The organism is Pseudomonas sp. PA-7-1E (assembly GCF_021605325.1).
Lineage (GTDB): Bacteria > Pseudomonadota > Gammaproteobacteria > Pseudomonadales > Pseudomonadaceae > Aquipseudomonas > Aquipseudomonas fluorescens_BV.
In genome coordinates, this window is sequence record NZ_WKFA01000001.1 from 200,690 (window position 1) to 213,506 (window position 12,817).

General features: G+C 61.0%; 8 protein-coding genes and 2 tRNA genes. 2 read left to right on the top strand and 8 right to left on the bottom strand.

The features are described 5' to 3' along the window. Positions 1–149: 149 nt before the first annotated feature. On the top strand, positions 150–1,859 hold the full coding sequence (gene recJ / locus GIW79_RS00950; RefSeq protein ID WP_054918329.1) for a single-stranded-DNA-specific exonuclease RecJ: 1,710 nt from the start codon (positions 150–152) through the stop codon (positions 1,857–1,859). Between the two features lie 135 nt (positions 1,860–1,994). Here recJ and GIW79_RS00955 read toward each other — a convergent pair whose 3' ends face one another. The 4 genes from GIW79_RS00955 to GIW79_RS00970 all read right to left on the bottom strand — a co-directional run bounded on the left by GIW79_RS00955 (position 1,995) and on the right by GIW79_RS00970 (position 6,517). Then, the gene (locus GIW79_RS00955) at positions 1,995–3,275 is read right to left on the bottom strand and encodes a virulence factor family protein (protein WP_034128631.1); all 1,281 of its coding nucleotides are present in this window, start codon (positions 3,273–3,275) and stop codon (positions 1,995–1,997) included. Next, positions 3,275–5,917 (bottom strand): bifunctional lysylphosphatidylglycerol flippase/synthetase MprF, encoded by a 2,643-nt coding sequence (gene mprF, locus GIW79_RS00960; protein WP_014719775.1) that lies wholly within the window; start codon positions 5,915–5,917, stop codon positions 3,275–3,277. Before mprF ends, GIW79_RS00955 begins: the two co-directional genes overlap by 1 nt. A gap of 280 nt (positions 5,918–6,197) precedes the next feature. After that, a tRNA-Met gene (locus GIW79_RS00965) sits at positions 6,198–6,274 on the bottom strand. A 166-nt stretch (positions 6,275–6,440) separates the two neighbouring features. Then, positions 6,441–6,517, bottom strand: a tRNA-Met gene (locus tag GIW79_RS00970). 278 nt (positions 6,518–6,795) lie between these two features. On the opposite strand from GIW79_RS00970, the gene dinB reads away from it, so the two are divergent. Then, positions 6,796–7,854 (top strand): DNA polymerase IV, encoded by a 1,059-nt coding sequence (gene dinB, locus GIW79_RS00975; RefSeq protein WP_003193948.1) that lies wholly within the window; start codon positions 6,796–6,798, stop codon positions 7,852–7,854. 129 nt (positions 7,855–7,983) lie between these two features. On the opposite strand, the gene GIW79_RS00980 is transcribed toward dinB, so the two are convergent. From GIW79_RS00980 to GIW79_RS00995, 4 genes are all read right to left on the bottom strand, one after another. After that, on the bottom strand, positions 7,984–8,937 hold the full coding sequence (locus GIW79_RS00980) for a hypothetical protein (protein WP_057975080.1): 954 nt from the start codon (positions 8,935–8,937) through the stop codon (positions 7,984–7,986). 20 nt (positions 8,938–8,957) lie between these two features. Then, positions 8,958–10,673 (bottom strand): proline--tRNA ligase, encoded by a 1,716-nt coding sequence (locus GIW79_RS00985; protein ID WP_236280936.1) that lies wholly within the window; start codon positions 10,671–10,673, stop codon positions 8,958–8,960. A gap of 197 nt (positions 10,674–10,870) precedes the next feature. Next, a complete protein-coding gene (locus GIW79_RS00990) occupies positions 10,871–12,403 on the bottom strand; it encodes an AmpG family muropeptide MFS transporter (protein ID WP_034128628.1) in 1,533 nt (510 codons plus the stop codon). A gap of 43 nt (positions 12,404–12,446) precedes the next feature. Continuing rightward, positions 12,447–12,761 (bottom strand): MGMT family protein, encoded by a 315-nt coding sequence (locus tag GIW79_RS00995; protein WP_054897670.1) that lies wholly within the window; start codon positions 12,759–12,761, stop codon positions 12,447–12,449. Between the last annotated feature and the right edge of the window lie 56 nt (positions 12,762–12,817).

Genomic DNA, 12,817 nt, shown 5'->3' on the forward strand with positions numbered 1-12,817 from the left:
GGAGCTGGCTTGCCTGCGAGGGCATCCACTCGGTGTGTCTGATGTACCGAGTCGTATGCATCGCAGGCAAGCCAGCTCCCACATTTGATCTTGTTGCGTTCACTATCTGTGTTTAACCGATGTATTAGAAGAGAAGCTCCCGTCACCCCATGCGTATCGATCCCCGCCCATTGCCCGCCGTCCTGCCTTTTCTCGGTGAACTGCCGCCGCTGTTGACCCGCCTTTACGCCGCACGCGGGGTGCAGTCGGAGGCCGAGCTGGACAAGAGCCTGGCGCGGTTGATTCCCTATCAGCAGCTCAAGGGCATCGACGCCGCGGTGGACTTGCTGGTGACGGCTCTGGAGCAGCGCCAGCGCATCCTGATCGTCGGTGACTTCGACGCCGATGGCGCCACAGCGAGCACCGTAGGCACCCTGGGCCTGCGTTTGCTCGGGGCGGCCCATGTCGACTACCTAGTGCCCAACCGCTTCGAATACGGCTACGGCCTGACCCCGGAAATCGTCGCGGTGGCGCTGCAGCGCGAGCCGCAGTTGCTGATCACCGTGGACAACGGTATCTCCAGCGTCGAAGGCGTGGCGGCGGCGAAAGCGGCGGGGTTGCAAGTGCTGGTCACCGACCACCACTTGCCCGGCGATGAACTGCCGGCCGCTGACGCCATCGTCAATCCTAACCAGCCGGGCTGCACGTTTCCCAGCAAGGCCCTGGCCGGGGTCGGCGTGATCTTCTATGTATTGATGGCCCTGCGTGCACGGTTGCGCAGCCTGGGTTGGTATGACAACAAGCCCCAGCCGAACATCGGTGAACTGCTTGATCTGGTGGCCCTGGGCAGCGTCGCTGACGTGGTGCCGCTGGACGCCAACAACCGCATCCTCGTGCATCAGGGGCTGGAGCGTATTCGGGCCGGTCGGGCGCGGCCGGGGATCAAGGCGATCCTGGAAGTGGCCAAGCGTGATCATGCGCGTATCACCTCCACCGACCTGGGTTTTATCCTCGGCCCGCGCCTGAATGCCGCCGGACGCCTGGATGATATGAGCCTGGGCATCGAATGCCTGCTTACCACGGACTTCGCCGCCGCACGGGAAATGGCCGCGCAACTGGACGGCATGAACCAGGACCGTAAGTCCATCGAGCAAGGCATGCAGCGCGAGGCCCTGGCCCAGCTCAAGGACCTGCCGGTGGAGTCGATGCCGTACGGTCTGTGCCTGTTTGACCCGGAGTGGCACCAAGGGGTGATCGGGATCCTCGCGTCACGTATGAAGGAGCGTTATTTCCGCCCGACCATCGCCTTCGCCGATGCCGGTGATGGCCTGCTCAAGGGCTCTGGACGCTCGGTGCAAGGCTTTCATATCCGCGATGCGCTGGCGGTCGTCGCCAGCCAGCATCCCAACCTGATCACCAAGTACGGCGGCCACGCTATGGCGGCGGGGCTGACCTTGCCCGAGGCCAACTTCCCGTTGTTTGCGCAAGCCTTCGATGCCGAAGTGCGCCGGCAACTGCGCGAAGAAGACCTCACCGGTCGCCTGCTTTCAGACGGCACCCTGGCGGTGGAAGAGTTTCACCTGGAACTGGCCCGCGCCCTGCGCCATGCCGGCCCGTGGGGGCAGCACTTTCCCGAGCCGTTGTTTCACGGGGTATTCCAGTTGGTGGAGCAGCGGGTGGTGGGTGAGCGGCATTTGAAAGTGGTGCTCAAGAGCGAATGCGGGTCGGTGAAGCTCGATGGCATCGCCTTTGGTGTGGACCGCGAAGTGTGGCCAAACCCGACGGTGCGTTGGGTGGAATTGGCCTACAAGCTGGATGTGAATGAATTTCGTGGCAATGAGACGGTGCAACTGATGATTGCGCACATCGAACCGCGCTAGTTTTCATCAACACCACGTACCACTGTGGGAGCGGGCTTGCCCGCGATGACGGAGTGTCAGTCAACGCTACTGTGACTGAGCCACCGCTATCGCGGGCAAGCCCGCTCCCACATTGGGTCTTGGATTAAGCTGGAATTATTCGGCTTTGGCCTGATGCTTGACGATAATATCCACCAACCGCTTGGCCAGCGCCGGGTAGTTCTCATCGAAGTGATGCCCGCCCGGCAGCTTCATGGCTTCGCCCACGGCGGTCTTGTCGGTGCAGCCACTCTCGTCGACTTCTTCGGCGCCGTAGATGCACACGACTTTCTCAGGCGGCAGCTTGGCCATTTCCGGGCCGGTGGCGGCTTCTTTGCCGGCGTTGCCCAGCCAGCCTTCCACTTCGATTTCAAAGCTGCCGGTGCGGGCGAAGGCCAGCAGGATGATCGCGTCCACCCGTTGCTGTTCGTTCTCTGGCATACGGTTGTAGATCGCCGGCAATACGTCGGCGCCGAACGAGTAACCGGTCAGCACGAAGCGCTTGGTGCCCCACTTTTGCCGGTAGTGTTGCATCAGCTCGGTGAGGTCCTTGGCGCTTTGCTCCGGCGTCTTGTGCTGCCAGTAGTAGCGCAGGGTGTCGATGCCCACCACCGGGTAGCCGATCTTGGCCATCTCGCCCGCCACGTCGCGGTCCAGGTCGCGCCAGCCGCCGTCACCGGAGAGGAACAGGGTCACGGTGTCCTTGGCTTGGCCGGCGGGTACTTCCACTACCGGAATCGCCAGGCCGCCGTTGTCCGAACCGACCAGTTGCTTGCGCAGTTCGTTATTCAGCACCTGTGGGTAATGAATGTCGTAGTCGCTGATGCTGGTGGTGGCGCGCGGTGTGTCGCGTACGAAACTGGCGCTTTCATCGTCGGGGTTATCGTTCCACGCCACCAGCCAGCTGCCATGGGCGGCGGTTTTCGGCAGCGGGTCGTTGCAGCCTTCCTGTTTCAGGGCGAAGCCCACGGAGATGGCGTTGGCCTTGTCGTCGTTCTGGGTGGCCAGCCAGCGCCAGGCGAGTGCGGCGCCAGGGCCAATGCCGCTGACCAAGGTTGCCGGGCCTTTCAGCTGGGCCAGGGCGCCTTGCAGGGCTTTTTCCTGCAGTGCGCAGTCATCTTTTGGCAGCACCACCTGAACCAGTTGCGCTGAACCGCCCTGGCTCAGGGCAATCAGTTGGCTGTCGGTCAGGGTTTCGTCGGCCATCACCGCCACGGCCACGCGGGCTTTTGCGTTGCTGGCCGGGGTTACGCGGGTCATTACCGAACCGTCGGCCTGGGGCAAGTGCTCCAGGGTCGGTTGCGGAGCAGGGCGGTTCCAGTACCAGAAGCCACCCGCCGCGATCAGCGCAAGCAGCACCACTAAAGCCAATACATACCGCCAGGAGCGTCGAATCATCAGCGTTTCACCAATCCAGTCAAGCCGCCCGCGATCAGGGCGGCGGTATCGGCCAATGCCACCAGCGGATCCAGTCCTGCGGGCACGGCCATGTAACGGGGTTCCCAGTCGGGCTGGAACTTGTCTTTGAAGCGGCGCAAACCTTGGAAGTTATACAGTTGCTCGCCACGGCGGAACACCATCGAGCCCAGGCGCTGGGTCAGCGGTGCGCCACGGCGCGGTTGCAAGCCCGACAACGGCACCATGCCGAGGCTGAAGCGCGCGTAGTCGTGGCTCTTATAATGTTGAATCAGGCCCACCATCATGAACTCCATGGTCAACTTGGGCGCGTCCGGGTGGGCACGCATCAGGTCGAGGCTGGCCAGATCATGATTGTAGGTTTCGAGCAAATTGGCGAAGGCCACCGGGCGCCCTTCGAAGCGAATGATCGCGATACGAAAGTGCTTGAGGTAGTCATCGCTGAAACGGCCCAGGGAGAAGCCCTTTTCCCGCACATTCTTACCTGTAAGCCAGGCATCGGAGATGACTTTTAATTCATCCATCGGCGCCTTGCCCGGTTCGCAGATTTCCAGGGACAGGCCGTCCCGGGTGCCACGGTTCCAGGTGTAGCGCAAATCCTTCATTTCTTTGCCCTTGGCTTCCAGGTCAAAGCGTTTCAGGTCGACGCGGGCTTCTTCACCCAGTTTGATCGCGGTGAGGCCGATGTCCATGTAATACGGCAGGTTTTCGGCGCGTACCTGGTAGAACACCGGACGGGCGTGGTGAATGTCGCACAGGTCGCGGAACTGCCAGATCATCTCGGCGCGCGGTTGGGTCGGGCCGATCGGGTCGTACAAAGCCACCAGGCTACGCCCGCGACGGGCATACATCAGGAAGGCTTCATCGTTGGGGTGAAACAGCAGCGCCTTGTCGCCGGTGAGCGCCAGGCCGCCGTCGGGTTGGGACGAGGCCATCAGGATTTTGCTGGCGCGCTCCAGTTCTTCCGGGGTCGGCAGGTGGATGACCGGGCGTGCCGTGCGCAGCAGCCAGGTCAGCGACACGATCACCAGCAACACGGCGGCGCCGAGCAGCGAACGCAAACCACGCGGGGCGTTGGCGTCGAGGGTGAACTGCCACCAGAGTTGGTGACTGTAGGGCACGTCCTGATAGGCAAACAGCAGCAGCCAGATCGAGGCGCCGAGCACACAGACACTGGCCACCAGGTACAGCGGCGAAAACGGCAACTCGGTCAGGCGACTGGCGCGGTAGAACGAGCGGCGGAAGATGGCCAGCAGCACTGCGGTCATGGTCATCAGGCTGGCTTCTTCCCAGTCGAAGCCTTTAAGCAGCGAGAGCAGGGCGCCAACCAGCAGCAACACCATAGTCAGCATCCAGGCGGCCGACAACCGCCGGCGCAGGCCCTGGGCAAGCAACAGGCACAACACACCGATCAGGCTGGCACCGAAGTGCGACGCGTCAATCAGACGATGGGGAATCAGGAAGCCGATGTTTTCCAGGCGTGAGTCGATCTCTGGCGTGGCGCCGGAAAACAGCAGGACCACGCCGGACAAAAAAACCAGGACGGCCAATACTGGCGCTGCCAGCCCCGACGCTACACGCAGGCTTTGCTGGGTCTGGAACAGGCGCTGGGCCTCGTTGACCAGCAGGAATACACAAGCGATCAACAGTGGCAGCACCACGTAGATCATGCGGTACAGCAGCAAGGCAGCAGCCAGGGGCGCGGCACCGAGTTTGTCGGCAAAGGCCGCCAGCAGGATCGCTTCGAATACGCCCACGCCGCCCGGCACATGGCTGAGCACACCGGCGGCCAGGGCCAGCAGGTACACCAACAGGAACGGGCCGAAGGGCGGCGCTTCGGGCAACAGCAGATACAGCACGGTAGCGGCTGCGGCGACGTCCAGTGCGGTGATGATCAGTTGCAGGAAAGTCAGGCGTCGGCCAGGCAGGCGCAGGGTGCGGCGCCCGGCCTTGACCAGCAGGTTGTCGGGGTAGGGCTGTTCCGGCAGGCGGCGGCGATAGATGCCGATGCACAGCAGGGCCGACAACAGCAGCACGGCGCCGGCAATGCCGCCGAGCAGGCTTTGCGATAAATGCAGGTAAGTGGAGGCGGCTGGCAAGTTGCTCAACGTGGCCAGCGCGGCCAGCGGCGGCAGCGCACAGCCCAGGGCCAGGCTGGCGAACACGGTCATGTGCGCCACTTCCGAGGCGCCGATTCCATGGCGTGCATATAAACGGTAACGCACCGAACCGCCCGAGAGCATCGACAAACCAATGGCGTTGCCGATAGCAAAGGCGGTGAAACCACCCAGGGCCAGGGTCTTGGCGGGCAATTGCACGCCGGCATAACGCGCGCCGGAGAATTCATAGCCGAGCAGGATCACAAAACCGGCGACTGCCGCCGCAAAGGCCCCCAATAGGGCAGGCTTGGGCACTTCCAAGATCGAATCGTGCAGGGCGTAGAGGTCCAGCTCTAGCAGCAGGTGCCGGCAGGCGATCAGGGCGATTGCAAACAGCAGGAGCGTCACGGCCAGGCCGATGGGCTGGCGGTACTTGCTCAACAGGTCCAGCCACCGCAAACGGGTGGGAGTGATCGGTTGTTCTGCTGTGACGGTGTCTTGTGGTTCAGACGAGTTGGCGCGCATCAATCACCTCGTGGATTGTGCGCGACAGGATGGAGGTATCCAGCCAAGTTACCAATCCCTATGGACAAAATAATTACAAATATTAACGCGGATCACCGGGCGCGGCGACTGCGGCCATTGGTCGTAGAGGGGTAGCGCTTGAGCATTGAGCATAGCGTGCAATGAGATGGACTCTGCAAACCGTCTACGGTTTCATGAAAGATGCCATGCCATTGTTTCAGAAGAGCTTTTTCGCCAGATACAAAAAAGGCCACTCTTTCGAGTAGCCTTTTTTGATGTTTGGTTGCGGGAGCCGGATTTGAACCGACGACCTTCGGGTTATGAGCCCGACGAGCTACCAGACTGCTCCATCCCGCGTCTGTGGGCGGCATTCTACAGCCCAATGGCGGGGTGTCAACCGTTAATGAGCCGATCGCTGAAATAAGCGCTAATTATTCTGAAATCAAGGTGTTGGGCGCATTCTGCAAGGGAAAACAAGCGCGCACAAAAAAGGCCACTCTTTCGAGTAGCCTTTTTTGATGTTTGGTTGCGGGAGCCGGATTTGAACCGACGACCTTCGGGTTATGAGCCCGACGAGCTACCAGACTGCTCCATCCCGCGTCTGTGTGTCGGCATTCTACAGAGGAACGCGAGTGTGTCAACCTGTGAATCGAAGAAAAGCGCTTTTGCTTCAATCGGTTAGCGCTTGATGAGGGGCTTCTTGAGGGCTTGAAGCCAGGCAGGGTAAGGCTTTCAGCTCTATTGGGATGCTCGATTCGATTGAGAAAATATATTCATCTACGAAATTTCCTTCCGCTCAGACAGAAGATTCAAACTACTGGTGCTATATACAGGGGTGAGTGCGATACTGGCCACCCGTTGGTTCACACCCCGTTTATATGACGCAGCGCAAAATCATCCACGTCGACTGTGATTGCTTCTACGCCGCCATCGAGATGCGCGACGACCCGAGCCTGGCGCAAAAGCCCTTGGCTGTCGGTGGCTCGGCAGATCGGCGCGGCGTGATCGCCACCTGCAATTATGAGGCGCGGGCGTATGGGGTGCGTTCGGCGATGTCGTCACGTCACGCCCTGAAGCTGTGCCCGGACTTGACCATCGTCAAGCCGCGCATGGATGCCTATAAAGAAGCGTCGAAAGAAATCCAGCTGATTTTCCGCGACTACACCGACTTGATCGAGCCGTTGTCGCTGGATGAGGCTTACCTCGACGTGTCTGACAGCCCGCATTTTGGCGGCAGCGCCACGCGTATTGCCCAGGACATTCGGCGCCGGGTCTCCAACCAGCTGCATATCACTGTGTCTGCCGGCGTGGCGCCCAACAAGTTTTTGGCCAAGATCGCCAGCGACTGGAAAAAGCCCAACGGCCTGTTTGTGATCACGCCGGATCAAGTTGAAGACTTTGTCTCGCAGTTGCGTGTCAGCAAGCTGCATGGCGTGGGCAAGGTCACCGCTGACAAGCTGGCGCGCCTGGGCATCGAAGACTGCCTGCAATTGCGCGACTGGAACAAACTGGCGCTGGTGCGCGAATTCGGCAGTTTTGGCGAGCGCCTCTGGAGCCTGGCCCGTGGGATTGATGATCGTGTAGTGCAAAACGACAGCCGGCGGCAATCCATCAGTGTAGAAAATACCTTCGACGTGGACTTGCCCGATCTTTCAAGTTGCCTGGCGAAACTGCCGGAGTTGATGGAGACCCTGGCCGGGCGCATGGCGCGTATCGACAGTAGCTACCGGGCGGGCAAGCCGTTCGTGAAAGTGAAGTTTCATGACTTTACCCAGACGACGCTGGAGCAGGCGGGGGCAGGGCGGGATCTGGAGAGTTATGAACAGTTGATGACCCAGGCGTTCAATCGCGGGGGCAAGCCGGTGCGGTTGTTGGGGATAGGCGTACGGTTGCTGGACCTGAGCGGCGGCAACGAACAGCTCGAGTTTTCCTGGTAAAAACCCGAAATAAATGTGGGAGCTGGCTTGCCTGCGATAGCCGTGTGTCAGTCACGAATGCTTTAACTGATACACCGCTATCGCAGGCAAGCCAGCTCCCACAGTTTGATCTTCACAGGTATTGAGCGATCAGCGTGCGCCGGGATCCGCCACCAAACGCCCCCCATCCTTGGTCAACGCCTGCACAAACTCCTGCTGCAACTCCGGATCATTGCGCGTCAGTTCGATCAGGCTTTGTTCCAGCTCGCTGGCTTCTTCTTCCAGGCCCAGCTCCGACAGGCGTTTGACCCGGTGTACCCACTGGTTCACTTCGTCATCTTCCAGGTCGTCATAGATCAGGGCATGGGCTTCGAGCAGCTTGCTGCGCAGCGTGTTGCTGACCGCCAGGGTCGAGTCGGTATGCACGTCGTCCTGGCCATCCGCCACAGTGATTTTCAGCGTGGTGACGCGGTTCAGGTCCTGCTCGGCAAAGGGGCTGTCCAACAGGTTAAGGCGCAGAATGCCGTTACGGTCGGTGGTCAGCTCATGGGTCTGCTTGCCGGCAGTGACTTGCACCGGGCGCTCGCTCCAGGGCAGGCTCGAATACTCCAGGCGCTTGTCACGCTGGACTTCATCGATAGCCGCCAGGTTCTGTTGCGCACGGCCGTGGGATTGCACGTTCATGAACGGGTTGATGCCGTCCACGCCATAGCTCAACCAGTCATGGGTCACACTCGTGGGCAGGTTGCCGAGGGCGAAGATATTCGCCACGTTGGCACCCACGCCCGCCACCAGCGCCACGGCACCCAAGGGCATCTCATAGAGTTTGCGCCAGGGCTGGTAGGGCGTGTATCGGTCATAACGACGGGTGACTTCGAATTCGGTGACCTCGAAGGTCTTCTGCTCATGAATGCGAACCCGGCGTTGCGGCAGCTCCAGCACTGTGGGTTCGCCTACATCGATCTGCAGGCTGTGGTCGAGCAACTTACGCTCGACCCGCTCCTCGTGCTCACTGCGTTGCGACATCTGATTGGCGCAGCCGCTGACCAGCAGGGCGCCGCACAAGGCGGCGCCCCCCAGGGCTCTGGTGTTTCGCTTGAACATGACTTCTCTTGATCTGGTTTTCAGCGACGAATACGCGCCTGGAGGAAAGACAGCACGTCAGCCACCGGCAACGGTTGGGCTTCGGCTTCGGTCCGGCTCTTGTATTCCAGATTGCCATCCGCCAGGCCGCGGTCACTGACCACGATCCGGTGCGGGATGCCAATCAGTTCCATGTCGGCGAACTTGATGCCCGGGCTGGTTTTCTTGTCCCGATCATCGAGCAGCACTTCAAAACCGGCAGCGGTGAGTTCCGCGTACAGTTTGTCGGTGGCTTCGCGTACTTGCTCGGTTTCATAGCGCAATGGCACCAGGGCTACCTGGAACGGCGCCAGCGCGTCACTCCAGATGATGCCTTTCTCGTCGTTGTTCTGCTCGATGGCAGCGGCAACCACGCGGGATACGCCAATGCCGTAGCAGCCCATGTCCAGGGTGATCGGCTTGCCGTTCTCACCCAGTACTTCGCACTTCATCGCCTTGCTGTACTTGTTGCCCAGCTGGAAGATGTGCCCGACTTCGATGCCGCGCTTGATCTCCAGGGTGCCCTTGCCATCCGGGCTCGGGTCGCCGGCCACGACGTTGCGCAGGTCGGCCACGGTCGGAACCGGCAGGTCACGCTCCCAGTTCACGCCGAAGTAGTGCTTGTCGTCGATGTTCGCGCCGATACCGAAGTCGCTCATCAGCTCGACCGAACGGTCGATGATGATCGGCAGCGGCAGGTTCAGCGGGCCCAGGGAGCCGGCACCGGCGCCAATGGCGTCGCGCAGTTCGGCATCGGTGGCCATGACCAGCGGGCTGGCCACGCCAGGTTGCTGGGCAGCCTTGATTTCGTTGAGCTCGTGGTCGCCACGGATCACCAGGGCGATCAGCTTGCCTTCTTCTTCGGCGCGCACGATCAGGGTCTTGATGGTCTTTTCAATCGGCAGATTGAATTTCTCCACCAGGGCCGCGATGGTCTTGGTCTCTGGCGTGTCGACCAGGCGCAGTTCCTCGGTGGGAGCAGGGCGCGAGGTTTCACGTGGTATGGCTTCGGCCTTCTCGATGTTCGCCGCGTAGTCGGAACCGTTGCTGAACGCGATATCGTCTTCGCCGGACTCGGCCAGCACGTGGAATTCGTGGGAGCCGGCACCGCCGATGGAGCCGTTGTCCGCTTCAACCGGGCGGAACTTCAGGCCCAGGCGCGTGAACACGTTGCAGTAGGCCTGGTGCATGCGGTCGTAGGTCGCTTGCAGGGAAGCCTGGTCGGCGTGGAACGAATAGGCGTCCTTCATGATGAACTCGCGGCCACGCATCAGGCCGAAGCGTGGGCGGATCTCGTCACGAAACTTGGTCTGGATCTGATACAGGTTGAGCGGCAACTGCTTATAGCTGCTCAGCTCGTTGCGCATCAGGTCGGTGATGACTTCTTCGTGGGTCGGGCCGGCGCAGAAATCGCGGCCATGACGGTCCTTAAAGCGCAGCAACTCAGGGCCGTACTCTTCCCAGCGCCCGGATTCCTGCCACAACTCAGCCGGTTGGGTGCTCGGCATCAACACTTCCAGAGAGCCGGCCGCGTTCATTTCTTCACGAACGATGGCTTCGACCTTGCGCATCACCTTCAAGCCCATGGGCAACCAGGTGTACAGGCCCGAGGCCAGTTTGCGGATCATACCGGCGCGCAGCATCAACTGATGGCTGATCACAACCGCGTCGGAAGGCGTTTCTTTCTGTGTGGCGAGCAAATATTGACTGGTACGCATGGTAGGCCGTTGTCGGTTGCTTGGACTTGAAATGACTTGGGATTGTACGGGCGCTTGTCGCCGGAGTACAGGCGTGAGGTAGCTGGGTGTATCTGTCGTAACCATCGCTTGTGTGGGAGCTGGCTTGCCTGCGATAGCGGCGTTGGGTTCACCATCGCTATCGCAGGCAAGCCAGCTCCCACATTGACCGAGTCGTATCAGTCTTCCGGCGGGGGATTCAGTCGGGCGCGGCGGTTCTCCTGGAACCAGTGCAGCGCAATCAGGAGCAGCGTCGGCACACCCAGCAGGCAGGTGATCATAAAGAAGTTGTGATAACCGAACTTCTCCACCATCACCCCTGAATAGCCGCCGATCAAACGCGGCAGCAACAGCATGATCGAACTGAGCAGCGCATATTGGGTGGCGGAGAACTTGAGGTTGGTGAGGCTCGACAGGTACGCCACGAACGCCGAAGTGGCCATGCCCGAACTGAAGTTGTCCAGGGAGATGGTGACGATCAACATCTGCAGGTCGGGGCCCATGTCGGCGAGCATCACGAACAGCAGGTTGGTACCGGCCGAGGCTACGCCGCCGATGAACAGGATCGGCAGTATCCCGAACCGCACGATCAACAGGCCGCCCATGCCGGCGCCGAGCAGGGTCATGATCAGGCCGAAGATCTTGCTCACCCCGGCAATCTGGTCCTTGGTGAATCCCTGGTCGATATAGAACACGTTGGCCATGACGCCCATCACCGTGTCGGACATGCGATAGGTGGCAATCAGCCCGAGCAGCAGCAGCGCCTGCCAACGGTAACGCAGGATAAAGTCGTTGACCGGCGTGAGCACGGGGGCCAGGCCCCGGCGGCCCATGGCTGAAAGGCACAGGGTAGTGAGGATGATATAGAGGATGGCGCGCAGGAACGCGCGGTCTTCCATCAGCAGTTCCCACAAACTCACGCCCTGGAACAGCACGCTGGCGAAGTCGGTGTTGTACAACTGGGTGAACATCGCCGGCACCGAGACCAACAGCACGATCAGTACAAACACCGACACCAACTGGTGCATGAAACTGTAGCGTCCGGCCTGCAACTGGGTGCGCAGTGGCACATCAGGTTCACGCATGAGGAAGGTGGTGAGCAGCGCCGGCACCATCAACACGCCGAACAACACATAGGTGCCGGTCCAGGCCGAGTGTTTATAGTTGAAGCCAGTGGAGCCAAAGCCTTCGGCAAAGAACAGCGCACCGGCCGTGGCCAGCAGGGCGGCGATGCGATAACCGGACATGTAGCTTGCAGCCAGGGCGGCCTGACGGCTGTCGTCGGCGATTTCCAGGCGGTAGGCATCCACGGCAATGTCTTGCGTGGCCGACGCGAAGGCGACGACCACCGCGATGGCGATCAACCAGGACAGGTGTTTTTGCGGGTCACAAAAGCCCATGCCGATCAATCCGAGGATCACCAGCGATTGGGCCAGCACCAGCCAGGAGCGACGACGCCCCAGTTTGCCAAGCAACGGCAGGCGCCATTGGTCGAGCAGCGGCGACCAGACCCATTTGAAGGCGTAGGCCAGGCCGATCAGGCTCGCATAGCCAATGGTCTCGCGAGCCACACCGGCTTCACGCAGCCACACCGAAAGCGTCGAGAACACCAACATGTAAGGCATGCCGGCGGCGAAACCGAGCAACAACAGCACTAACGTCGAAGGGCTGGCATAGGCGGCGAGCGCGGCGCGCCAGGTTTTACGGGGCATGGGCTGGAGTCTGCCTCAGATTTGCGGAAACAAAGCGCGCACTCTAACCGCTGTGCTCTACCGGGCGCCAGCCATGACGCTGAATATCAACACGATTGTTCAGGATGGTGACGCCTTCGCTACGTAAACGCGCACGTTGTTCGTCACCCGAGGCACTGCCCACCGGCAAACTTATCCGACCACCGGCAGCCAGCACCCGATGCCAGGGCAACCGCGTGTCTTGCGGCAACTGGCTCAGGGTGCGCCCGACCCAGCGGGCAGCCCGCCCCAAACCGGCCAGGTGGGCCAGCTCGCCGTAACTCACCACGCAGCCTTCGGGCACCTGCGACAACGTCAGGTAGAGTGCGGTGCGGCGCATCTCGGCGGGGCTTTGTGGCGTATCGGCGGGTAGGATCACTGTGGGTATATCCGTTG